General features: G+C 63.0%; 19 protein-coding genes. 2 read left to right on the top strand and 17 right to left on the bottom strand.

From position 1 onward, the window contains the following. Nucleotides 1–5 precede the first annotated feature (5 nt). A complete protein-coding gene (locus tag C4K39_RS32105; protein ID WP_416220669.1) occupies nucleotides 6–878 on the top strand; it encodes a methyl-accepting chemotaxis protein in 873 nt (290 codons plus the stop codon). A gap of 168 nt (nucleotides 879–1,046) precedes the next feature. Here C4K39_RS32105 and C4K39_RS02095 read toward each other — a convergent pair whose 3' ends face one another. From C4K39_RS02095 to hutC, 15 genes are all read right to left on the bottom strand, one after another. Then, entirely contained in the window at nucleotides 1,047–1,781 is a 735-nt protein-coding gene (locus C4K39_RS02095) for an amino acid ABC transporter ATP-binding protein (protein ID WP_068589338.1), read from the bottom strand. Then, the gene (locus C4K39_RS02090) at nucleotides 1,774–2,733 is read right to left on the bottom strand and encodes an amino acid ABC transporter permease (protein WP_068589588.1); all 960 of its coding nucleotides are present in this window, start codon (nucleotides 2,731–2,733) and stop codon (nucleotides 1,774–1,776) included. Before C4K39_RS02090 ends, C4K39_RS02095 begins: the two co-directional genes overlap by 8 nt. Nucleotides 2,734–2,870: 137 nt before the next feature. Next, entirely contained in the window at nucleotides 2,871–3,668 is a 798-nt protein-coding gene (locus C4K39_RS02085; RefSeq protein WP_068589340.1) for a transporter substrate-binding domain-containing protein, read from the bottom strand. A 216-nt stretch (nucleotides 3,669–3,884) separates the two neighbouring features. Beyond that, nucleotides 3,885–6,455 (bottom strand): glucans biosynthesis glucosyltransferase MdoH, encoded by a 2,571-nt coding sequence (mdoH, locus tag C4K39_RS02080; RefSeq protein WP_068589343.1) that lies wholly within the window; start codon nucleotides 6,453–6,455, stop codon nucleotides 3,885–3,887. Beyond that, a complete protein-coding gene (locus tag C4K39_RS02075) occupies nucleotides 6,448–8,298 on the bottom strand; it encodes a glucan biosynthesis protein G (RefSeq protein ID WP_124345553.1) in 1,851 nt (616 codons plus the stop codon). Before C4K39_RS02075 ends, mdoH begins: the two co-directional genes overlap by 8 nt. A 276-nt stretch (nucleotides 8,299–8,574) precedes the next feature. Further along, on the bottom strand, nucleotides 8,575–9,012 hold the full coding sequence (dtd, locus tag C4K39_RS02070) for a D-aminoacyl-tRNA deacylase (RefSeq protein WP_068589346.1): 438 nt from the start codon (nucleotides 9,010–9,012) through the stop codon (nucleotides 8,575–8,577). Continuing rightward, nucleotides 9,009–9,980, bottom strand: a complete 972-nt coding sequence (gene pip / locus C4K39_RS02065) for a prolyl aminopeptidase (protein WP_124345552.1) — start codon at nucleotides 9,978–9,980, stop codon at nucleotides 9,009–9,011. Before pip ends, dtd begins: the two co-directional genes overlap by 4 nt. Nucleotides 9,981–10,160: 180 nt before the next feature. Further along, a complete protein-coding gene (gene hutG / locus C4K39_RS02060; protein ID WP_068589351.1) occupies nucleotides 10,161–10,964 on the bottom strand; it encodes an N-formylglutamate deformylase in 804 nt (267 codons plus the stop codon). A gap of 10 nt (nucleotides 10,965–10,974) precedes the next feature. After that, nucleotides 10,975–12,180 carry an imidazolonepropionase gene (gene hutI / locus C4K39_RS02055; RefSeq protein WP_124345551.1) on the bottom strand — a complete coding sequence of 402 codons (1,206 nt, stop codon included), beginning with the start codon at nucleotides 12,178–12,180 and terminating at the stop codon, nucleotides 10,975–10,977. Between the two features lie 11 nt (nucleotides 12,181–12,191). Continuing rightward, complete coding sequence (locus tag C4K39_RS02050; protein WP_124345550.1) at nucleotides 12,192–13,604, bottom strand: amino acid permease; 1,413 nt, start codon at nucleotides 13,602–13,604, stop codon at nucleotides 12,192–12,194. A gap of 100 nt (nucleotides 13,605–13,704) precedes the next feature. Beyond that, nucleotides 13,705–15,243 (bottom strand): histidine ammonia-lyase, encoded by a 1,539-nt coding sequence (gene hutH / locus C4K39_RS02045; RefSeq protein WP_124345549.1) that lies wholly within the window; start codon nucleotides 15,241–15,243, stop codon nucleotides 13,705–13,707. A gap of 250 nt (nucleotides 15,244–15,493) precedes the next feature. Next, on the bottom strand, nucleotides 15,494–16,957 hold the full coding sequence (locus C4K39_RS02040; protein ID WP_068589360.1) for a purine-cytosine permease family protein: 1,464 nt from the start codon (nucleotides 16,955–16,957) through the stop codon (nucleotides 15,494–15,496). A 116-nt stretch (nucleotides 16,958–17,073) separates the two neighbouring features. Continuing rightward, nucleotides 17,074–18,756, bottom strand: coding sequence for a urocanate hydratase (gene hutU, locus C4K39_RS02035; RefSeq protein WP_124345548.1), 1,683 nt, complete (start codon nucleotides 18,754–18,756; stop codon nucleotides 17,074–17,076). Nucleotides 18,757–19,183: 427 nt separating this feature from the next. Continuing rightward, nucleotides 19,184–19,756, bottom strand: coding sequence for a HutD/Ves family protein (locus C4K39_RS02030; protein ID WP_068589366.1), 573 nt, complete (start codon nucleotides 19,754–19,756; stop codon nucleotides 19,184–19,186). Beyond that, complete coding sequence (gene hutC / locus C4K39_RS02025) at nucleotides 19,753–20,421, bottom strand: histidine utilization transcriptional repressor HutC (RefSeq protein ID WP_241110101.1); 669 nt, start codon at nucleotides 20,419–20,421, stop codon at nucleotides 19,753–19,755. The genes C4K39_RS02030 and hutC overlap by 4 nt, the downstream gene beginning before the upstream one ends. Before the next feature lie 218 nt (nucleotides 20,422–20,639). On the opposite strand from hutC, the gene C4K39_RS02020 reads away from it, so the two are divergent. Next, a complete protein-coding gene (locus C4K39_RS02020) occupies nucleotides 20,640–22,004 on the top strand; it encodes a formimidoylglutamate deiminase (RefSeq protein WP_068589372.1) in 1,365 nt (454 codons plus the stop codon). Between the two features lie 97 nt (nucleotides 22,005–22,101). Here C4K39_RS02020 and C4K39_RS02015 read toward each other — a convergent pair whose 3' ends face one another. Beyond that, complete coding sequence (locus C4K39_RS02015; protein WP_068589375.1) at nucleotides 22,102–22,671, bottom strand: lipocalin family protein; 570 nt, start codon at nucleotides 22,669–22,671, stop codon at nucleotides 22,102–22,104. A gap of 32 nt (nucleotides 22,672–22,703) precedes the next feature. Next, on the bottom strand, nucleotides 22,704–22,958 hold the full coding sequence (locus C4K39_RS02010) for a hypothetical protein (RefSeq protein WP_068589378.1): 255 nt from the start codon (nucleotides 22,956–22,958) through the stop codon (nucleotides 22,704–22,706). Between the last annotated feature and the right edge of the window lie 210 nt (nucleotides 22,959–23,168).

The following is a 23,168-nucleotide window of genomic DNA, read 5'->3' as shown; positions in this document are numbered from 1 at the left end:
AGGCCATGCAGCGCATGACCCAAGGCCTGCGGGAACTGATCGGCGGCATCAGCGACGGCGTGACCCAGATCGCCAGCGCCGCCGAACAGCTCTCCGCCGTCACCGAGCAGACCAGCGCCGGGGTCAACAGCCAGAAGGTCGAGACCGACCAGGTGGCCACCGCCATGAACGAAATGGCCGCCACGGTACAGGAGGTGGCACGTAACGCCGAAGAAGCCTCCGAAGCAGCCGTGGCCGCCGACCAGCAGGCCCGCGAAGGCGATCGAGTGGTCAGCGAAGCCATTGCCCAGATCGAACGCCTGGCCAGCGAGGTGGACCACTCCACCGAGGCCATGAGCCATCTCAAGCAGGAGAGCGACAAGATCGGCAGTGTGCTGGACGTGATCAAGTCAGTCGCCCAGCAGACCAACCTGCTGGCCCTCAACGCTGCCATCGAGGCGGCCCGGGCCGGCGAGGCCGGGCGTGGTTTCGCGGTGGTGGCCGACGAAGTCCGCAGCCTGGCCCAGCGCACCCAGCAATCGACCGAGGAGATTGCCGAGCTGATCGTGGGCCTGCAAAGCGGCACCCAGCAGGTGGCCAGCACCCTGGACACCAGCCGCAGCCTCACCGACAGCAGCGTCGAGCTGACACGCCGGGCGGGCGGATCGCTGGACAACATCACCCGTACTGTCTCGGCGATCCAGGCGATGAACCAGCAGATCGCTGCCGCGGCTGAGCAACAGAGCGCGGTGGCCGAAGAGATCAATCGTAGTGTGCTGAACGTGCGCGATGTGTCCGAGCAGACCTCGTCGGCCAGCGAGGAAACCGCTGCCTCGAGCGCCGAACTGGCGCGCCTGGGGATTCACCTGCAAGGCCTGGTGGGACGGTTCAAGGTCTGACCCCTGTGGCCACTGCCGCAGGCTGGTAAAGAGCCTGCGGGGGCGGATCGACCGCTGGAAGGCCTTGCGGGCCTTGTCGCAGCCTCGCAAGCTCGGCAGCGGCTACAAGGCGCTGCGTACGGGCAACACAGGAGGCCCCAGGGGCCTTCCAGCGGTTACAAGGCCGGGTTACAGGACCTGGCGCAGGAAGGCCTGGGCCCGGGGATCTTGGGGGGCACTGAAGAACACTTCGGGCGCGGCATCTTCGAGCAACTTGCCGTGATCGAAGAACAGCACCCGATTCGCCACTTCCCGGGCAAAGCCCATTTCATGGGTCACGCAGACCATGGTCATGCCTTCCAGCGCCAGGGTCTTCATCACGTCCAGTACCTCGCCGACCATTTCCGGGTCCAGGGCCGAGGTCGGCTCGTCGAACAGCATCACCTTGGGTTCCATGGCCAGGGCCCGGGCAATTGCCACCCGCTGTTGCTGGCCACCGGAAAGCCGCGATGGAAACTCGTGGGCCTTGTGGGCGATGCCAACCTTCTCCAGCAAGGCCAGGGCCTTGGCCTCGCGCTCCTGCTTGCCGCGCTTGCGGACGATCTTCTGTGCCAGGCAGAGGTTGTCCAGCACGGTCATGTGCGGGAACAGGTTGAAATGCTGGAACACCATGCCCACCTCGCGACGGTAGGCGTTTACATCGGTCCTGGGGTCGGCCAGTTGCAGGCCGTCGATGCTCACCGAACCGGAGTCGAAAGTCTCCAGGCCGTTGAGGCAACGCAGGAATGTCGATTTACCGGAGCCGGACGGACCGATCACCACCAGCACTTCACCCTTGGCCACCTGGGTGGTGACGTTGTCCACCGCGCGCACCACTTGGCCACGGGTGTCGAAGACTTTTACCAGATCGCGGACTTCAATCACTTTGCGCGAGCCTCCGCTCAAGCCGGCTGGCCATCTTCGACAGCGGCAGGTTGATCAACAGGTACAGGGCCGCCACGCAGAACAGGATCTCGAATGGCGAAAACGAGGTGGTGATGACTTCCCGACCGCTCTTGAGCAGTTCGGTGATGGCGATGACCGACACCAGCGAGGTGTCCTTGACCAGGCTGATGAACTGCCCGGCCAGCGGTGGCAACACCCGCTTGAAGGCCTGGGGCAGCACCACATGGCGCATCGACTGGCCGGCGCTCAGGCCCAGGGAGCGAGCCGCTTCGTTCTGCCCACGGGCAATGGACTGCACCCCGGCACGGACGATTTCCGCCACATAGGCTCCGGTGAACAGCGACAGCGCGGCGATCCCGGCGAACTCCCGGGACAGGTTGAGCACCGTGCCGATGAAGAAGTAGAAAATGAAGATCTGCACCAGCAGCGGCGTGCCGCGCACCAGTTCGACATAGATGGCCGACAGGTCGCGCAGGGTCGGGTTGCTGGACAGCCGGCACAGGCCGGTAGCCAGGCCAATGACCAGGCCCAGTACGCCGGACACCACCGACAGCCACAGGGTGGTCCACAAGCCCCACAGCAATGGCCCTGCCGCCCAGTGCCGGGTCACGCCTATCACGTCGCCCTCGGCCACATCGTCGCCACTGGCCACCTGCAGGCTGCCCTCGTCGACGCTCAGGTGCTGCTCGCTGCCGGAGTCGCCCTTGAGGGTGACTTCAGCCTTGCCGCCCTTGCGCACCACCTCGGCGACGGTGGAAATCTCGGCCGCGCGCTGGGATTCCTCGGCCTGGTAGGCGAAGTACTGCGGGACGCGGTTCCAGCGCCATTCATAGGACATCAGCGAGGTGGCGTAGTACAGGGCGCCAGCCAGGCCGACCAGCACCAGCACGGTCAATACGTGCCAGGGCCATTGGGCTTTGTTCTGTTTCATTGGGTTTGCGGATTCCGAATGCTGGGTCGCCAGGGACACCGCCTTCGCCGGCAAGCCTCGCTCCTACATGGATTGCGCAAACCTGTAGAAACGAGGCTTGCCCGCAAGCGGGGCAGCCCGGTCTGGGTGAGCGAGTGTTATTCCATGTCCTTGAGCCACTCGGTGCTCTTGAACCACTTGTCGTGGATCCGATCGTAAGTGCCGTCTTCGTGGATCTGGTGCAGGAAGTTGTTGATGAAGTTGATGCTGTCGTAGTCGCCCTTCTTCAGGCCGAAGGCCAGCGGCTCGTAGGTGAACGGCTTGTCGAGGAATACCAGCTTGCCGTTGCCCACCTTGCTCACCGCCACCACGTTGTACGGAGCATCGTAGATGAAGGCGTCGGCCTTGCCATTGACCACGTCCAGCACCGCTTCCTGCTCGTTGTCATAGCCGTGGTACTTGGCCTTGGCGATCAGCTTCTTGGCCACCATCTCACCGGTGGTGCCCAGCTTGGAGGTAATGCGGTAGTCGGCGCTGTTCAGGTCCTTGTAGGACTTGATGGTGCCTTCCAGGTCCTTGCGGATCAGCAGGGTCTGGCCGACCACGATGAAGGGTTCGCTGAAGTTCAGGCGCAGGTTGCGCTCCTGGGTCAGGGTCATGCCGCTGCCGATCATGTCGAACTTGTCGGTCAGCAGGGCCGGGATGATGCCGTCGTAGCCGGTGGAGACCATCTCCAGCTTGACCCCCATGGACTTGGCCATGGCCTTGAGCAGGTCGACTTCGAAACCGATGATCTCGCCGCGCTTGTTGGTCATTTCGAACGGCATGTAGGTCGGGTCCATGCCCACCTTCAGCGTGCCGCGCTTGACCGCGTCGTCGATAGCGCCGGCCTGGGCCGTGCTGACCGCCAACATGGCTGCGGCCCCCGCCAGCAGCAGCGAAAAATACTTCTTCATCTCAAGTCCCCTGAAAGCCATTTTATTGTGGTGCCTGCGCGTTGCAGTCCATTGTTGGCGAACCTTCGGATACCAGGTCGTGGTGATCACGCACAGAAATTTGCGGGTGCGATGCTAACGCACTCGGGCATTTGCACAAGGTTTTTGTTGTAGGACGAGACTGGCGGGAAGGTAGAAAGCAAAACGCCCTTGAGCACAGGCTCAAGGGCGTTGGCTTCAAGCCGGTTGCGGCGCCGCGACTAACGGCTGCAACGGCAACAACGGGGCATGGGGGTCGGCGGTCACCGACTGGCGCCAGGCGCCGAGCCACTCGGCGTGACCCTCGCTCCAGACCAGTTGGTGCAGGCGTCCCAGGGCCACCGGATCGCTCAACAACGCCAGACGCTCGCTGTTGTTCAACGCAGCCGGGCCGGCCTTGAGGGCATGACGCACCCGCTCCTGGCGCAACCATTCGATCGGCTCGGCCTGGGTGTGGCGGGAGGTAGCCAGGGCACAGGCCAGGGCATTCTGCTGCGGATCCACCACGGCCCGGACGAAACCGTCGTTGAGCGCATGCCAGCGGTTCTCGTGGGTGTACTGGTCCGTGGCCAGCAGCGCCTGGGGCGGTGCATATTCCTCGGGGATCAGGAACAGGTTCTCGTCACGGGACTTCAGGCCCAGGCCGACGCGGCTGGAGATCACCGATACCGGGATCGACAGCATCAACGAGCCGACGATCGGCACCAGCCACCAGAGGAAGCTGGGATTCAGCCAGATCACCAGCAGCGCCCAGCAAAAGCCCAGCAGGGTCTGCGGACCGTGGCGACGGACCGCCTCGCTCCAGGGCGTGGAGTCGTCGTCACGTTGTGGCGAATTCCAGGTCGCTGCCCAGCCGAGGAACGCGGCCAGCACGAAGCGGGTGTGGAAGATCATCCGCACCGGCGCCAGCAGCATGGAAAACAGCATCTCCAACAGCATCGACAGGGTGACCTTGAACTTACCGCCAAACTCTTTCGCACCCTTGGCCCAGATCAGGATGATGCTGAGCAGCTTGGGCAGGAACAGCAGCACGATGGTGGTGGAGAACAGCGCGATGGCCTTGTCCGGATGCCACTGCGGCCACAGCGGATACAGCTGCCGAGGCTCCAGGAAGTACTGCGGCTCCATCAGCGTGTTGACCGCCAGCAGGGCCGTGGACAGCACCAGGAAGAAGAACCACAACGGCGCCGACAGGTACGACATCACCCCGGTGAGGAACACCGCACGGTGCACCGGGTGCATGCCCTTGACCAGGAACAGGCGGAAGTTCATCAGGTTGCCGTGGCACCAGCGGCGGTCGCGCTTGAGCTCGTCCAGCAGGTTCGGTGGCAGTTCTTCATAGCTGCCCGGCAAGTCGTAGGCGATCCACACGCCCCAGCCGGCACGACGCATCAGCGCCGCTTCGACGAAGTCGTGGGAGAGTATCGCACCGGCGAACGCACCCTTGCCCGGCAACGGCGCCAGGGCGCAGTGCTCGATGAACGGCTTCATGCGGATGATCGCGTTATGGCCCCAGTAGTGGGATTCACCCAGCTGCCAGAAGTGCAGGCCGGCGGTGAACAGCGGGCCATAGACGCGGGTAGCGAACTGCTGCATGCGCGCATACAGGGTGTCCATGCCCGAGGCCTTCGGCGCGGTCTGGATGATCCCCGCATCCGGCGTGGCTTCCATCAAGCGTACCAGGCTGGTCAGGCATTCGCCGCTCATCACGCTGTCGGCGTCGAGCACCACCATGTACTTGTAGTCACCGCCCCAGCGGCGGCAGAAGTCGTCGAGGTTGCCGCTCTTGCGTTTTACTCGACGGCGGCGACGACGATAGAAGATCTTGCCGAAACCCTTGGCCTCGCGGCACACGTCCAGCCAGGCCTGCTGCTCGGCCACGCAGATGTCACTGTCGTTACTGTCGCTGAGCACGAAGAAGTCGAAGCGATCCAGGTCGCCAGTGGCTGCTACCGACTCGAAGGTCGCGCGCAGGCCGGCGAATACCCGGGGCACGTCTTCGTTGCAGATCGGCATCACCAGCGCGGTGCGTGCATTCTCGGGAATGGGCTCGTTGCCGGCACTGGCCCCGGAAATACGATACTTGTCGTGGCCCGTCAGCAACTCCAGGAAGCCCATCAGTGCAGTCCAGAAGCCTGCCGAAACCCAGCAGAACAGGATGCCGAACAGGATCAGGATGCTGGTCTGCAAGGCGTAGGGCAGGACCTGCTGCGCGGTCTGCAGCAATGGCTGGTGCACCACTTCTTCCAGGTCCACGAAGGACCAGCCCTGGTACGGCATGATGCCTTTCATGTACCAGCCGGCGACGATGGTCTGGCCAAGCATCAGCAACAACAGGATATAGCGCCGGATCGAACCCACGGTGCGCCAGCGGGCAGCCGGCAGCACGCGCTCGTCCTTCTTCGGTGCAGGCGGGTTGGTGCGCCCGGTCATGCGCCGCCAGCCACGTACCAGGATGTTGGTACGCCATGGCTCAGGCACGACCCGGGTACGCCGGATGGGCGGTGCTGCCTTGAGGCAGATCCGCCCCTGGGCATCGACACCCAGCATCTGGGCATCGCTGAGTTCGTCCGCGGTGCTCAGGGCCAGGCGCTCGCCCACCGAGGCCTGGGCGGCATCGGCGGGTTCATCGAAGGCCTTGGACGACAGGCGTTGGTGCAGTTCGCTGAAGGACTTGCAGCCCGCGAGTTCCGCGCGCTGCTGGTCCGACATGGGCAAATGAGCCAGGTACTCGGCGAGAGACTCTGGCTGTAGTTGAGAGTTACTCATCGGCAGGCAACTGGTAGCTCCAGGTCTCGGTCAGGACTTGCTCGGTCTTGGCCGGTTCCGGTGTGGCTGGGGCCGCCTCGGCAGCTGCAGGCTGCTTGGCGTCTTTATGATCCTTGGCGTCCTTGTCCTTGGCGTGCTTGGCATCCTTGGAGTCCTTGGCTGGCTTGGCTTCAGCCTGCTTGGCCGCCGCAGCTGCCGCAGCGGCCGCCTCCTTCTCCTTTTTCTCCTGCTGTTTGGCTGCAAGCTTGTCAGCCTTGGCCACGGAGGAGTTGGAGTTCGGCGTCGAGGCCTTGGCCGGCTCGGCTTGCGGGATGTCACGCACCAGCGCAGCACGCAGCTCGGTAGCCTTGCTTGGGTCCTTGATCTTCAACCGCAGGGTCAGGCGCCAGCCTTTGGTTTCCGGGTTGAAGCGAACGCTGTTCTCCACCAGCTCGGCGTTGTCGCCCACGCTGACTTGGCTGCGAACATCGGCGTTCTCCGGCAATGCCGCCAGGGACGGGCCTTCGAAGTCCACCAGGTAGGCAACGCTGCCATCGGGTTGGCGAATCAGGTTGGACTGCTTGACGTCGCCAGTGGAACGCAGGGTCTGCTGGACCCAGGCGCTGTCAGGAGAGTGCAGGGCCGCTTCGTCCATGGTCCAGTGCAGGCGGTAGGCGAAGTCCAGCGGTTGGCCAGGCTCAGGCTGCTTTTCCGGGTTCCAGAAGGCCACGATGTTGTCGTTGGTCTCGTCCGCGGTCGGGATCTCCACCAGGTCGACGGTGCCCTTGCCCCAGTCGCCCTTAGGCTCGATCCAGGCACTTGGACGCTTGTCGTAGCGGTCATCGAGGTCTTCGTAATGGCTGAAGTCACGGCCACGCTGGAGCAGGCCGAAACCGCGCGGGTTCTCGACCGAGAAGTTGCTCACGGCCAGGTGTTTCGGGTTGTTCAGCGGACGCCAGATCCACTCGCCATTGCCGGCATGGATCGACAGGCCGCTGGAGTCGTGCAGTTCACGACGATAGTTGAGGACCTTGGACGGCTGGTTGGCGCCGAACAGGTACATGCTGGTCAGCGGGGCCAGGCCCAGCTTGCCGACCTTGTCACGCAGGAACACCCGTGCCTTGACGTCGACGATGGTGTCGGCACCCGGACGCAGGGTCAGGCGGTAGGCACCCGTGGCCCGAGGCGAATCCAACAGGGCGTAGATCACCAGGTGCTTGTCGGTAGGCTTGGGTTGCTGGATCCAGAACTCGCTGAAGCGCGGGAATTCTTCGCCAGACGGCAACGCGGTATCGATTGCCAGGCCACGGGCGGACAAGCCATAGACATGGCCCTTGCCGACGACGCGGAAGTAACTCGCGCCGAGCATGGTCATGATCTCGTCTTGCTTGTCGGCCTTGTTGATCGGGTACAGCACGCGGAAACCGGCATAACCCAGCTTCTCGGTGGCCTTGGGATCGAACTTGACGTCACCGAAGTCGAAACGGTTCGGATCGTACTTGATCTCGGAAACGTTATTGGCGCTGATCTCGTTGATCTTCACCGGCGTGTCGAAGTGCATGCCCTGGTGATAGAACGACAGCTTGAATGGGGTTTTCTGGTCGGCCCACTCGGCTTTTTCGGTGAGGAAGCGGATTTTCTGATAATCCGCGAACTTCATGTCGCGAAATTCGGTTGGCAGGTTACTGCGCGGAGCCTCGTACTTCTGCCCAGCCAGGTCCTTGGCCTTGGACGACACATCATCCAGATTGAATGCCATGATTTGGCCGGCACCGAACAGGCAGAACAGCGCAGAGCCCGCCACTAGTGCGTTTCGTAACCGTTTGGCAAACAAGTTTGGTGCATTACAGGGACTAACAATCACGAGCAACCCTCGCCGAAAACAGATCAAAAAACCAACGGCCAGCTATCTACATGCCAGGTTGGCGAGCATTGTTCCGACTCCGATGGGGCTAAATGATTCCCCAAACGGCCGTGGACAAGTCTCTACTTAAGTCAAAATGGACCAACGAACGCTGATCCCCGTAGCGCGCGATTATCTAGTAGCCCGCGTTACAACGCATCAGGGGTAACAAAGTATTTATCGCGAAAAACAGCAGTTTCCGGAGCAAATCGACGGAAAAAGATGTTTCAGGCACTTTCAAGTCTGTAACAGGAAGGTGACCGGGCCATCATTGACCAGATGCACCTGCATGTCCGCACCGAAGCGCCCTGATGCCACTTTGCCATGCAACTGTTGCGCCTTCACTAACAAGTAGTCGAAAAGCTCCTCGCCGAGGGCCGGAGGCGCCGCCGTGGAGAAGCTCGGGCGCAACCCGCTCTTGGTATCCGCCGCCAGGGTGAACTGCGAGACCAGCAGCAAACCGCCCTGCACATCGGTCAGGGACAGGTTCATCTTGCCCTCGGCATCACTGAACACCCGATAGTTAAGCAGCTTATGCAGGAGTTTGTCGGCGTTGGCCCGGGTATCCCCAGGCTCCACCGCCACCAGCACCAGCAGCCCCTGGTCCACCGAGCCGACGATTTCACCGGCCACTTCCACTCGCGCGCCGGCCACGCGCTGCAACAGGCCCTTCATGCTTCTTCGGGCGGCAGGTCGAGCAGGCGCCGGGCCATCTGGTCGGTAGCGCGCACCAGTGCATCGGTGATGCCCGGCTCGGATGCGGCGTGGCCAGCGTCGCGAATCACTTGCAGCTCGCTGTTGGGCCAGGCCTGGTGCAGTTCCCAGGCATTGTCCAGGGGGCAGATCACATCGTAGCGGCCGTGAATGATCACCCCCGGCAGATGGGCGATCTTGCCCATGTCGCGGATCAGTTGGTCGGGTTCGAGGAAAGCATCGTTGATGAAGTAGTGGCACTCGATCCGGGCAATCGACAGGGCCCGCTGCGGCTCGGAGAAGCGATCCACCACCAGAGGGTTCGGGCGCAGGGTCGCCGTACGGCCCTCCCAGCCGGACCAGGCCTTGGCCGCGTGCATCTGGGCGATCTGGTCATTGCCGGTCAAGCGCTTGTGGAAAGCGCTGACCAGGTCATGACGCTCCTCCAGTGGGATCGGCGCCACATAATCCTGCCAGTAGTCGGGGAACAGGCGGCTGGCACCGCACTGGTAGTACCACTGGATCTCCTGGGGACGGGCCAGGAAGATGCCGCGCACAATCAGGCCCAGTACACGGTCGGGGTGAGTCTGGGCATAGGCCAGGGCCAGGGTCGAGCCCCAGGAACCACCGAACAGCACCCACTTGTCGATGCCCAGGTGCTCGCGGATCCGCTCCAGGTCGGCTACCAGGTCCCAGGTGGTGTTGTTTTCGAGGCTGGCGTGGGGACTGGAGCGCCCGCAGCCACGCTGGTCGAAAGTGACGATGCGATACAGGTTCGGATCGAAGTAGCAGCGACTGGCACCATCGCAGCCAGCTCCCGGGCCACCGTGAATGAACACCACCGGCAAACCTTCCGGTGAACCACTTTCGTCGACATACAGCACATGGGGTTCGTCGACGGCCAGATCGTGCCGGGCATAGGGTTTGATCTGTGGGTACAAAGTCTTCATTACGCGCTCCGTGGAGGTCGGGATCATCCCTGAAGGGACTTCATTTATGCTGCCGTCCGGCATCATAAACCCGAATTACGCAATGAGCATGTCCTTGAGAAAAATGGGGTTGTTGGCTTCGCCTATCAACCCCAGGGGCCTGCCGCTGCTCGCATCAGCGGCAAGCTGTCACAACACCGCTCAGCGCCCGTAACGCTCCTGTCCCCAGGCCAGCAAGCCTTGCAGCAGCTCCTTGAGCACGAGCTGGGTCGGTGCTGCCAGGTCCTCGCGGTAACGGAACGGTTCGACCTCCTCCATATAGGTGCTTTGCGCCAACTCCAGTTGCACCGCATGCACATGCTCGGCCGGATTGCCGTAGTGACGGGTGATATGCCCGCCCTTGAAGCGCCCGTTGAGCACATGGGTGTAGTCGCCATGGCCCGCGCAGATCGATTCCAGGCGCCCGGCCAACTGCGCATCGCAGCTGGCGCCGTTGAACGTGCCGAGGTTGAAGTCCGGCAGCTTGCCGTCGAACAGGTGCGGGATCAGCGAGCGGATGGAGTGGGCATCGAACAGCAAGGCATAGCCGAACTCGGCCTTGAGTCGCGCCAGCTCCTGCTGCAGGGTGCGGTGGTACGGTCCCCAGACCTGCTCCAGGTACTGCCCACGTTCTTCCTTCGAGGGCTCCTGGCCCTCGACGAACAGAGGCTCGCCATCGAACAGGGTCGCCGGGTACAAACCGGTGGTGGCCCCGACATACAGCGGCTTGTCGTCGGACGGCCGGTTCAGGTCGATGACGAAACGCGAGTACTCGGCCGCCAGCACGCTGGCCCCCAGCGCCTGGGCAAACTCGTACAGCCGCGGGATATGCCAGTCGGTGTCCGGCAAGCTCTGCGCCTGGGGCACCAGGCCGGCGGCCACCGCCGGGCTCAGGCGCGTACCCGCGTGGGGCATGCTGATCAAGAGCGGCACCCGGCCTTGTTTGAAGTTCAGAACCTTATCCACAAGCCTTCTCCTACACAGTCACTTCGACGCCGTGGCGCACGACGCGTTTTTCCAGGTCGCCGCCCAGCCAGTAGGCCAGGTCGGCGGGACGATCGATCTGCCAGGCAATGAAATCCGCCACCTTGCCCACTTCCAGCGAACCGTGGCTGCGCTCCATGCCCAGGGCCTGGGCCGCATGCAGGGTGACCCCGGCCAGCGCCTCCTCGGGCGTCATGCGAAAACAGGTGCAAGCCATGTTCAGCATCAGCCGCACCGACAGGGCCGGCGAGGTCCCGGGGTTGAGATCACTGGCCACGGCGATCTTCACCCCATGCTTGCGCAGGGCGTCCATCGGCGGCAGCTGGGTCTCGCGCAGGAAGTAAAAAGCCCCTGGCAGCAGCACTGCCACGGTTCCGGAGGCTGCCATGGCAATGGCATCTTCCTCGGTCATGAACTCCAGGTGATCGGCGGACAGCGCTCGATAGCGGGCCGCCAGGCTCGAACCGTGCAGAGACGACAGTTGCTCGGCGTGCAGCTTGACCGGTAACCCGAGCTTCTGTGCGGCGATGAACACCCGCTCCACCTGGGCCGGGGAGAACGCCAGGTATTCACAGAATGCGTCCACGGCATCCACCAGCCCCTCGGCCGCCAGGGCCGGGAGCATCTCGTTGCAGATGTGGTCGATGTAGTCGTCGGCACGCTCGGCGTATTCCGGTGGCAGGGCGTGGGCCGCCAGGCAGGTGCTGCGCACACTGACCGGCAGTTCCTCGCCGAGCCGACGAATGACTCGCAGGATCTTGCGTTCGCTGGCCAGGTCCAGGCCATAACCCGACTTGATCTCGACACTGGTAACACCATCGCGCAATAGACTCAGCAGCCGTTTGCGGGCGCTAAGGAACAACGCCTCCTCACTGGCTGCACGCGTGGCCCGCACGGTGCTGGCGATACCGCCACCGGCAGCGGCGATCTCGGCATAGCTCACCCCTTGCAGGCGTTGCTCGAACTCACCGCTGCGGTTGCCACCGAATACCGTGTGGGTGTGGCAATCGATCAATCCCGGGGTCACCCAGGCACTCGCCAGGTCGTGGACCTGCTGGTAGTCGCCGGCCGGCAACTGCTCGCGTCGGCCGATCCACTCGATGTGCGCCCCTGACGTCACGATGGCCGCGTCCTCGATGATCGAGTAGCTACCCTGGGCCATGCTGGCGACGTTGCAGTGTTGCCAAAGAGTTTTCATCCAGGCCTCCATTAATGATCAGTAGGTAAAGAAGTATGGCCATCGACCGGGCCGACCGATCCAGGCACCGGCTTGACCCAGAGTTTGTAGGCCACCACCAGCAGGACGATCCACACCACGCCCACCAGCAGCGCGCCCTGGGTTTTCGGGAAATAGCCCAGGACCGCGAAGATGAACAACATGAAGGCAATGGCCGCTGCGGGAGCCCAGGGCCAGAACGGCACCTTGAACTGTAGCTGGGCCACCTGCTCGGCCGTCATGGAACGGCGCATGGCCACATGGGTCAGGAGAATCATCAGCCAGACCCAGACCGTGGCGAAAGTGGCCAGGGAAGCGATCAGCAGGAAGATGTTTTCCGGAATCAGGTAATTCAGCACCACCCCGATCAACAGGGTCACGGCCATCACCACCACGGTCATCCATGGCACACCATGCCTGGAGACCTGGGCAAACCCCTTGGGTGCCTGCCCTTGCTGGGCCAGGCCGTACATCATGCGCCCGGCACCGAAGATGTCGCTGTTGATGGCCGATATCGCCGCCGAGATCACCACGATGTTGAGGATGGTCGCGGCGGAGCTGATGCCCAAGCTATCGAATATCTGCACGAAGGGACTGCCCTGGGTGCCGATCTGCGGCCAGGGGAAGATGGCCATCAGTACCAGGAGGGTCAGTACATAGAACAGCAGGATGCGCAGCGGTACCGCATTGATGGCCTTGGGGATGACCCGTCGCGGGTCCTTGGCCTCGCCAGCGGTGACTCCGATGATCTCGATGCCGCCGAAGGCGAACATCACCACCGCGAAAGAAGCGATCACCCCACCAATACCGTTGGGCATGAAACCGCCATGGGCCCAGAGATTGCTCAGCCCGGTAGCCTGTTCCTGGCTCGCACTGCCAATGCCGAACAACATGATGCCGATGCCACCGAGGATCATCGCCACGATCGCCCCGACCTTGAGCAGCGACAGCCAGAACTCCATCTCGCCGAAGACCTTGACGTTGCACAGGTTCAAGCCGCCAATGAACAGCACGATGGACAGCACCCAGATCCAGCGCTCGACATCGGGAAACCAGAACCCCATGTAGATGCCGAAGGCGGTCACGTCCGCCAGGCAGACGATCAGCATCTCGAACGCGTAGGTCCAGCCCAGGATGAAGCCGGGCATCGGCCCCAGGTACTGGCTGGCGTAGTGCCCGAACGACCCGGACACCGGGTTGTGCACCGCCATCTCCCCCAGGGCGCGCATGACCATGAATACCGCCGCACCACCGATCAGGTAGGCGAGCAATACTGCCGGGCCCGCCATCTGGATAGCCGAGGCGGAGCCATAGAACAGCCCGGTACCGATAGCCGATCCCAGGGCCATGAAACGGATGTGACGAGCCGTCAGGCCGCGGCGTAGTCCTTTCTCTTGTGATTGCATGTCTTCGTCCCTTTTATTGTTATGGACAGCCGCCCGCACCACGGTGCGGGTGGCTGAAGCAGACGTTCCGCGTCGGGCTGGCCGGTAACCCGGACAGCCGTTACAGGCTCGGCAGCAGGCCAGCGGGCAGCAAGCCGGTCAGGCAGCGTGAAGCCAGCAAGTCACCGGCGGCGTTGATGTCCGGGGCGAAGAAACGGTCCTTCTCGTAGTAGGCCACCTGCTCGCGCAGCGTAGCGCGGGCCTTCTCCAGGGCTGGCGAGCTCTTCAGGCCTTCACGCAGGTCCAGGCCCTGGCAGGCCGCCAGCCACTCCACGGCGAGAATGCCGCGGGTGTTCTCGGCCATTTCCCACAGGCGCTTGCCGGCAGCCGGGGCCATGGACACGTGATCCTCCTGGTTCGCCGAGGTCGGCAGGCTGTCCACCGAGTGCGGGTGCGCCAGGGCCTTGTTTTCGCTGGCCAGGGCGGCAGCGGTGACCTGGGCGATCATGAAGCCGGAGTTGACCCCACCATTGGCCACCAGGAACGGCGGCAACTGGGACATGTGCTTGTCCATCATCAGCGAGATGCGGCGCTCGCTCAGCGAGCCGATCTCGGAAATGGCCAGGGCCATGTTGTCGGCGGCCATGGCCACGGGTTCGGCGTGGAAGTTACCGCCAGAAATCACATCGCCTTCGGCAGCGAACACCAATGGGTTGTCGGACACAGCGTTGGCCTCTACCACCAGCACCTCGGCGGCCTGGCGCAATTGAGTCAGGCAGGCGCCCATTACCTGGGGCTGGCAACGCAGTGAGTACGGGTCCTGGACCTTGTCGCAGTTCTTATGGGACGTGGAGACTTCGGTGCTCTCGCCCAGCAGAGCGCGGTAGGCGGCAGCGGTGTCGATCTGCCCACGCTGGCCACGGGCGCTATGAATCCGTGCATCGAAGGGCGAACGTGAGCCCAGCACCGCTTCGACGGTCAGGCCGCCACAAACCAGGGCACCAGCGAACAGGTCTTCAGCTTCGAACAGGCCGCGCAAGGCGAAAGCCGTGGAGACCTGGGTGCCATTGAGCAGTGCCAACCCTTCCTTGGCCGCCAGGGTCAGCGGTGTCAGGCCGGCGATCTTCAATGCCGCCGGGGCATCCAGCCACTGCCCCTTGTAGCGGGCCTTGCCTTCGCCCAGCAGCACCAGGGACATGTGAGCCAAGGGCGCCAGGTCGCCGGAAGCCCCCACCGACCCCTTGAGCGGGATATGCGGATAGACCTCGGCATTGATCAAGGCGATCAGGGCGTCGATCACCTGGCGGCGGATACCGGAAAAACCTCGGCTCAGGCTGTTGACCTTGAGCACCATGATCAGGCGTACCAGGTCGTCGCTGATGGGCGCGCCCACGCCCGCGGCATGGGACAGCACCAGGGAACGCTGGAGGTTTTCCAGGTCGGCGCTGGCGATACGAGTCGAGGCCAGGAGGCCAAAGCCCGTGTTGATGCCATAGGCCGTGCGTTTTTCAGCAAGGATCTGCTCGACGCAGGCGACGCTGGCATCGATCTGCGCCGAGGCGCTGTCGTCCAGGGTCAGGGTCAGTGGCTGTTGGTAGACGGTCCGCAGTTGGGCCAGGCTCAGTTGACCGGGAATCAGGTTTAGCGCAGTCACATTCATGTTCCTTCTGAGAGTTTTGGAATAACTGCCAGTCGCTCCGGAAACATCCGTTATCCGTCGTCATCCGCTGTGTCGAGCGGGTGGCGCCTTGGCACGCTGGCTGATGAAAAAACCTTTTATTGCGTCTTGAAACAGTCTCCGGGAAGCGCTGCGGGCCCTTGGAAAGGCTATCGCGCAAACGGCGCTGCTGACCATCCATCGAACTGGAGGCGGTCAGTAGCGCCGGGCTTCGCTCACGTTGCATGCGGACTCAAACCGTAGCAGCGTGCTGGGTTGTCGCGGTCTTCTGCTGGTCTGGCACACCCTGCTCTGCTGGCAGGATCAACTGCTCAGGCACCGAGCCGTGCCACTTCCTGGCACAGACGTAGTACAGCGCCGCCGGTACCACCAGGCCGATGATCCAGGAAATATCCACCCCGCCCAGGGCGTCCACCAGCGGTCCGGTATAGAACTTGGTGGAAATGAACGGCAGCTGCACCAGCACGCCGATCACATAGACACTGATACCCAGGACATTCCAACGGCCATAGCGCCCCTTGGGATCGGCCAGCGCGGGTACGTCGTAGTTCTCACGGGTGATGCAGTAGTAGTCCACCAGGTTCACCGCACTCCAAGGTGTGAAGAAGGCCAGCAGGAACAGGATGAAAGACTTGAATGCCCCCAGGAACGAGTGCTGCCCAAGCAGGGCGATCAGGGTCGCGGCGCCAACGATGACCAGCACGAACACCAGGCGCTGCAGGCGCGTCACCTCCAGGTGGCCACGGAAGCCGCTGATGATGGTGGCGATGCACATGAAGCTGCCGTAGGAGTTCAACGTCGAGATGGTGACCTTGCCAAAGGCGATGCTGAAGTACAGCAAGGCGGCGGTGGCACCGCTCCCGCCCAGGCCGACGATGTAGGCCACTTCCCGCCCCGCGAACTGCCCGTTGGCCATGGCCGCGGCGAACACGCCGAGGATCATCGCCACTTGCGCACCCACCACCGAGCCTGCGCCCACGGCAAGGAAGGTCTTCACCGACGAGGTCTGGCTCGGCAGATAACGCGAGTAGTCCGCCACGTAGGGGCCAAAGGCGATCTGCCAGGATGCCGCGAGCGACACCGCCAGCAGGAAGCTGCTCCAGCTGAAGTGACGAATTTCCAGGAGCGCGCCGACATCGGTCTGGCTCATCAGGCGGCTGAACAGGTAAACGAAGGCAATCACGCCAACGACGCTGGCGATGCGCCCGATCACATGGATCACCCGATAACCAAGCACGGTGACCAGGACGATTACGCTGGCGAAAATCAGGATACCGACACTGTCACTGACACCGAACAGTTGGCCCAGGGCCTGGCCGGAGAGCACCGTACCCGTGGCGGTGAAGCCCAGGTACATCAGGCATACCAGCACGATCGGAATCGCCGCGCCGTAGACGCCGAACTGTACCCGGCTGGAGATCATCTGCGGCAGGCCCAGCTTGGGCCCCTGTGCCGCATGCAGGGCCATCACACCGCCGCCCAGCAACTGACCGATCAGCAGGCCGATCAGCGACCAGAACACATCGCCGCCCAGCACCACGGCCAGGGCACCGGTGACAATCGCGGTGATCTGCAAATTGGCACCCAACCACAGGGTGAACTGGCTGTAGAGCTTGCCGTGGCGTTCGGCTTCGGGAATGTAGTTGATCGACCGCCGCTCGATCAGGGGTTTGGAGCTATCACTGGCCGTGGACATCGTTATTGTTCTCCCGGGGAGTTTTGTCATGTCAAAGCTCTGCTACACGGACCGAGCCGCCGTACTGCAAGGTACGGCGGCTCCTTCCCTGGTCCTGGCGGCGAACCGCCGGTGCGTCACTTGCCGGTGATCATCGGCAGGTTCAGGCCTTGCTCCTTGGCACAGTCGATCGCGATCTGGTAGCCAGCATCGGCATGGCGCATGACGCCGGTGCCCGGATCGTTGGTCAGTACCCGAGCGATACGTTCGGCGGCCTCGTCGCTGCCATCGCAGACGATGACCATGCCCGAGTGCTGGGAGAAGCCCATGCCCACGCCACCGCCATGGTGCAGGGAGACCCAGGTCGCACCGCTGGCGGTATTGAGCAGGGCATTGAGCAGCGGCCAGTCGGACACGGCATCGGAACCGTCCTGCATCGATTCGGTTTCACGGTTCGGGCTGGATACCGAGCCGGAGTCCAGGTGGTCGCGGCCGATGACGATCGGCGCCGACAGCTCTCCGCGCCGGACCATTTCGTTGAAGGCCAGGCCCAGCTTGGCGCGCTGGCCCAGGCCGACCCAGCAGATACGCGCCGGCAGGCCCTGGAAGCTGATGCGCTCGCGAGCCATGTCCAGCCAGTTGTGCAGGTGAGCGTCGTCCGCGATCAGCTCCTTGACCTTGGCGTCGGTCTTGTAGATGTCCTGCGGATCACCGGACAACGCCGCCCAGCGGAACGGACCGATGCCGCGGCAGAACAGCGGACGAATGTAGGCCGGGACGAAACCAGGGAAGTCGAAGGCATTGGCCACGCCCTCTTCCTTGGCCATCTGGCGAATGTTGTTGCCGTAGTCGAAGGTCGGGATCCCTTGCTTCTGGAACTCGAGCATCGCCTGTACATGCACCGCCATGGATTGCTTGGCGGCTTTCACCACGGCGGCCGGATCGGTCTGCGCGCGGTCACGGTACTGCTCCCAGGTCCAGCCGGCTGGCAGGTAGCCATTGAGCGGGTCGTGGGCGCTGGTCTGGTCGGTGACCATATCCGGGCGTACGCCACGCTTGATCAGTTCAGGGAGAACTTGCGCCGCGTTGCCCAACAGGGCGATGGAGATGGCGCGGCCTTCGGCGGTGTACTTGGCGATACGCGCCAGGGCATCGTCCAGGTCCTTGGCCTGTTCATCGACATAACGGCTGCTCAGGCGGAAGTCGATGCGGCTCTGCTGGCACTCGATGTTCAGCGAGCAAGCGCCGGCCAGGGTCGCCGCCAGTGGCTGTGCGCCACCCATGCCGCCGAGACCGGCGGTCAGCACCCACTTGCCCTTGAGATTGCCGTTGTAGTGCTGGCGACCGGCCTCGACGAAGGTTTCGTAGGTGCCCTGGACGATGCCCTGGCTGCCGATGTAGATCCAGCTACCTGCGGTCATCTGGCCGTACATGGCCAGGCCCTTGGCGTCCAGCTCGTTGAAGTGCTCCCAACTGGCCCAGTGCGGTACCAGGTTGGAGTTGGCGATCAGCACCCGCGGGGCGTTGGAGTGGGTCTTGAACACGCCGACCGGCTTGCCGGATTGCACCAGCAGGGTTTCGTCGTCGTTCAACTGGGTCAGGGACTCGACGATCTTGTCGTAGCACTCCCAGTTGCGCGCAGCGCGCCCGATCCCACCGTAGACCACCAGCTCCTTGGGGTTCTCGGCGACTTCAGGGTCGAGGTTGTTCATCAGCATGCGCAGCGGCGCCTCGGTCAGCCAGCTCTTGGCGGTCAGCTTGTTGCCACGTGCAGCACGAACTTCAACGTTCCGATACTTGGTGAATTTGTTGTCAGCCACGGAAAACCTCCTCGACGATAAGTCCAAGGTGCGAAGAGGATCCAATGACTCTTACGCACACATATTTACTTGTACATACAAGCATATGCAATCAAGCGGCCAACTCCACCAGAAGCGACTGGACAAACCTCCAAAAAGATCATGCAAGCCCTGTAGGACAAGCATTTGCCGGAGCAAGAAAAAAATCTCAGGGGATAGCCCACCCTCCTCCACAGCTGTTACCAGCAATGGCCTGCGTGCCCTTTTGGGGCATTCGGTAACAGATGAGTGCGCACAAGAAACAACCTTTGGCGCCCCCTCTGCCAGATAAGCGGGCGCAACTCTTCTCGCCTCGTTCCAGGGAGCGAAGCGCGGCGACAGGGATATAGATAGAGAGAGGGGGATGACGCTGGCAGGTCGTATCTTGACCTGCCAGCGCCCGATTCAATCAAAGGGCGGTGAGTTCGATTACGCAGCAGTGCCCATCGAGGGCCATCTCGAGCAGTCCGGCATTGCCGTCCAGGCGCAGGCAGTCAAAACGCCCCAGGGCCTGCACCGTGGCGCCGGTCACGTCCACCCACGCCTGCTCGGCGGCACTGAACACCAGCACAGTGTGTGCCTGGGTGAAGAAACGCTGTTGGCCGTCGAACCACTGCAGGCGTGCCAGGTAGCGCTCGGGGCTGTAGATCAGGTTGAAATCGCGGATCGCACCACCCAGCAAGTTGCAGCTCACCTGGCTGGCGCCGCTGAAGGCGAAGGGATCGAACGGCAACAACGGCCGCCCCTCCTGGCCATCCACCGACAATTGCATGCCCGCCCCCTGCAGCACGGTGATGATTCGCTGGTATCCGGCAAAGCTTGAGAATCCGCCGGACTCGCCGATGTCGGCGATCGACAGCCGCCAGCCGAAGCCTTCCAGGCCGGTTCCGCTGTCCCGGGTGATTTCCTCGGTGCTGCCGCCGCCGTTTTTCCAGGGCATGCGCGGATAATCGGCGGCACGTAACAGGGTGGACTGGATCATTTGTGAAAGCGTCCTTCCAGGCGATGGCGGGAACCGGGGTGGATCAGCCGCGCGGCGGTCACCGGCTGGCGCCCGGACCAGGTACGGCGACGGATCAGCAGGCAGGGTTCGCCCCGCTCGATTTGCAGGAGCTTGCATTCTTCAGCTTCGGCGAGGATCGCCTCGACCACATGCTCGCCCTCGGTCAGGGGGGCGACCTGGGACAGGTAGGCATAGGGAGTCTGCAGGGTGAAATCCTGCTTGAGGTATTCCGGCGCGACCAGGGCGTTGACGAAGCGATCCTCGATCTGCACCGGGATGTCGTTCTCGAAATGCACGATCAGCGAATGGAAGACCTTCTGCCCTTCGCGCATGTCCAGGGCCAGGGCACGCTCGGAACCGGCGGCCTCCTCGCCCAGGGTGATGACCTGGCAAGTGTGGCGATGACCGCGGGAGGCGATTTCGTCGGCGATATTGTGCACCTCGAACAATGCCGACTGGGTCTTGGGCTCGGCGACGAAGGTACCCACGCCTTGCATGCGTACCAGCATGCCTTCGGCGGTCATCTCGCGCAGTGCGCGGTTGATGGTCATGCGGCTGAAACCCAACTGGCTGACCAGCTCGCTTTCCGACGGCACGCGGTAGTGCGGCGGCCAGTTTCCGCTCTCGATCTGCTGGGTGATCATCTGCTTGACGCGGGCATACAAGGGCGCCGGACTATCGCTCAGGTGGGCGACCAGCGGCGAGTTGGCAGTCGGGGTCGGCACGGGAAATCCTTGTGGGTCGGTGAAAGTGATCAGGGCCTGATGTCCCTGGAGACAAGAGCTTAGCTTGCCGGAGTTTACCGAGCAGGCAAACGTCTGTATATGTATATACAAATAACACACAATGGGGTGCTCAAACCATGTCCGCCTTCTTTGCCGAACGCGCGCTATTGCCTGATGGATGGGCCAATGATGTACGTCTTGAAGTCAGTGCCGACGGCCAGCTGACCCAGATCCGGGCCAACGCCGACGCCGAGGGAGCGGAACGACTCAAGGGCCCCGTGCTGCCGGGCATGCCCAACCTGCACTCCCACGCTTTCCAGCGGGCGATGGCCGGCCTGGCGGAAGTGGCCGGCAATCCCAATGACAGCTTCTGGACCTGGCGCGACCTGATGTATCGCCTGGTGGGCAAGATCAGTCCCGAGCAGCTGGAGATCATCGCCCGCCAGCTGTATATCGAGATGCTCAAGGCCGGCTATACCTCGGTGGCCGAATTCCACTACGTGCACCACGACACCAGCGGCCAACCCTACGCCGACCCGGCCGAGCTGTCGCGGCGTATCAGCCAGGCCGCCGCCAGCACCGGCATCGGCCTGACCCTGCTGCCGGTGCTCTACAGCCATTCCGGATTCGGCGGCCAGGCTCCCAATGATGGCCAACGCCGCTTCATCAACAGCACCGAGGGCTACCTCAAGCTGCAACAGCAACTGCAACCCCTGCTGGCCGGACAGGCCAACCAGCAACTGGGCCTGTGCTTCCACTCCCTGCGCGCGGTCACGCCACAACAGATCAGCGAAGTGCTGGCCGCCAGCGATACCCATTGCCCGGTGCATATCCACATTGCCGAGCAGCAGAAGGAAGTCGAGGATTGCCTGGCCTGGAGCAACCGTCGCCCCCTGCAATGGCTGTATGAGCATGTAGCGGTGGATCAGCGCTGGTGCCTGGTCCATGCCACCCACGCCAACCCCGAGGAAGTCAGCCTCATGGCCCAGAGCCGGGCCATTGCCGGCCTGTGCCTGACCACCGAGGCCAACCTGGGCGACGGTATCTTCCCGGCGGTGGACTTCCTCGCCCAGGGCGGACGCCTGGGCATCGGCTCCGACAGCCATGTCTCGCTCAGCGTGGTAGAGGAATTGCGCTGGCTGGAGTATGGCCAGCGCCTGCGAGACCAGCGACGCAACCGCTTGTACCGGGCCGACCAGCCGATGGTTGGGCGCACCCTGTACGACGCGGCGCTGGATGGCGGTACCCAGGCCCTGGGCCAGGCCATTGGCTCCCTCGCCGTGGGCAAGCGCGCCGACTGGCTGGTGCTCGATGGCAACGACCCCTACCTGGCCACGGCCGATGGCGACGCAATCCTCAACCGCTGGCTGTTTGCCGGCAGTGATCGCCAGGTGCGAGACGTCATGGTGGGAGGCCAGTGGGTGGTACGTGACGGACGGCATCCTGCGGATGAAGAGAGCTGCCGCAGTTTTACCCAGGTACTGCGCGACCTCCTGGCCTGACTCGGCAAGGCTCGCCCCTTGACCGGCCGGGAAGCCCGCGGATGCTGGCGCCCCGGCCATTGCCCATGAAAACCATCGGCTCCCATGGGGCCAGTAACTACTTCGAGGTCTTGGCCATGGCCGAGTCCGATACCCGCCAGATCAGCCGCGTGGTGTCATAGCCCTGTTGGCGAGCCTTGCTCAGCAACTCCTCACGCACCGTTTCATTGACCTCCGGCGTACGCGACAACAACCACAGGTAGCGGCGGTTGGGGTTGCCCACGATCGCTGTCTTGTAGTCGTCGCTGACATACAACACCCAGTAGTCGCCCTTGATCGACCCTGGCAGCAATCGGGTGAACCAATTGTCGAACCGAACCCAGAGCTTGTCGGTCTTGCCCGGCACCTGGGGCGTCGCCGTACCTCGGGCTTCCTCCCACTTCCAGTCCGGGGTCAGGCAGCGGTTGAGCACCGCCATCGAGCCCTCGGGCAACAGGGTGTAGCGAGCCTCGGATTGAGCACAGTTACGCTGGAAATACATGGGTAGGCGCGCCAGCTCGTACCAGGTCCCCTGGTAACGCTTGAGCTCGACGTGATTAGCGGTCTTGGGCGCCAGCGAATCGTCCCGGGACGTGGCGCAGCCGGCCAAGAGCAGGCCGACCAGAAGAGTGACAACAAAACGCATCATTATTTTTCTCCCGTGGGCCCGAAGCCCCGGATTTACTTCAGGCCTTGCCCGGAAAACATCAGGACCTTCTCACCGGCATACTGCACGCTGATAAAGCTGTTCTTATCGCCCCAGGTACAGCTGGACATGCCCAGTGCGCCGGAACAGTCGGTCGGCTTGCCCAGAAGTTTTTCGACATCGGCCTTGGGCATGCCCGCCGAGAGCTTGGAATAGTTTTCCTGATTGACCTTGCTGCACGCGGCCAGTAGCACGCAGAACGACAACAGAGCGATGGAACGCAGGGACATGGTGAACTCCTGGACGAAAGGGGGAAGGCCTGTCAGCCAACCAGAAGCTTAGAAGAGAAAACCCCCATCTGGTTCCCCGCAGGGCCCGCTATTTCTCGCCGGGAGCCCAGGTATTTGCGTCGTAAATCAACCACCTTCGAAACCCCATAGGCAGTTCGTCGGGATTCCACTCTCTCGCCTCATCTTCAGTGATGGCCAGTCGACATAACT

The organism is Pseudomonas sessilinigenes (assembly GCF_003850565.1).
In the GTDB taxonomy this organism is placed as follows: Bacteria; Pseudomonadota; Gammaproteobacteria; order Pseudomonadales; family Pseudomonadaceae; genus Aquipseudomonas; species Aquipseudomonas sessilinigenes.
The sequence above is the reverse complement of the archived record's forward strand: the minus strand, read 5'-3'. Positions and strand labels throughout refer to the sequence as shown.

Bases quoted from the DNA above. Each gene is read 5' to 3' on its own strand.
- dtd (WP_068589346.1), bottom strand. From the start codon at position 9,012: ATGAAGGGCCTGTTGCAGCGCGTGGCCGGCGCGCGAGTGGAAGTGGCC.
- C4K39_RS02050 (WP_124345550.1), bottom strand. From the start codon at position 13,604: ATGCAATCACAAGAGAAAGGACTACGCCGCGGCCTGACGGCTCGTCAC.
- C4K39_RS02030 (WP_068589366.1), bottom strand. From the start codon at position 19,756: ATGATCCAGTCCACCCTGTTACGTGCCGCCGATTATCCGCGCATGCCC.
- hutH (WP_124345549.1), bottom strand. From the start codon at position 15,243: ATGAATGTGACTGCGCTAAACCTGATTCCCGGTCAACTGAGCCTGGCC.
- hutC (WP_241110101.1), bottom strand. From the start codon at position 20,421: ATGATCACCCAGCAGATCGAGAGCGGAAACTGGCCGCCGCACTACCGC.
- C4K39_RS02010 (WP_068589378.1), bottom strand. From the start codon at position 22,958: ATGTCCCTGCGTTCCATCGCTCTGTTGTCGTTCTGCGTGCTACTGGCC.
- mdoH (WP_068589343.1), bottom strand. From the start codon at position 6,455: ATGAGTAACTCTCAACTACAGCCAGAGTCTCTCGCCGAGTACCTGGCT.
- C4K39_RS02020 (WP_068589372.1), top strand. From the start codon at position 20,640: ATGTCCGCCTTCTTTGCCGAACGCGCGCTATTGCCTGATGGATGGGCC.
- C4K39_RS02015 (WP_068589375.1), bottom strand. From the start codon at position 22,671: ATGATGCGTTTTGTTGTCACTCTTCTGGTCGGCCTGCTCTTGGCCGGC.
- C4K39_RS32105 (WP_416220669.1), top strand. From the start codon at position 6: ATGCAGCGCATGACCCAAGGCCTGCGGGAACTGATCGGCGGCATCAGC.
- pip (WP_124345552.1), bottom strand. From the start codon at position 9,980: ATGAAGACTTTGTACCCACAGATCAAACCCTATGCCCGGCACGATCTG.
- C4K39_RS02085 (WP_068589340.1), bottom strand. From the start codon at position 3,668: ATGAAGAAGTATTTTTCGCTGCTGCTGGCGGGGGCCGCAGCCATGTTG.
- C4K39_RS02040 (WP_068589360.1), bottom strand. From the start codon at position 16,957: ATGTCCACGGCCAGTGATAGCTCCAAACCCCTGATCGAGCGGCGGTCG.
- C4K39_RS02090 (WP_068589588.1), bottom strand. From the start codon at position 2,733: ATGAAACAGAACAAAGCCCAATGGCCCTGGCACGTATTGACCGTGCTG.
- hutI (WP_124345551.1), bottom strand. From the start codon at position 12,180: ATGAAAACTCTTTGGCAACACTGCAACGTCGCCAGCATGGCCCAGGGT.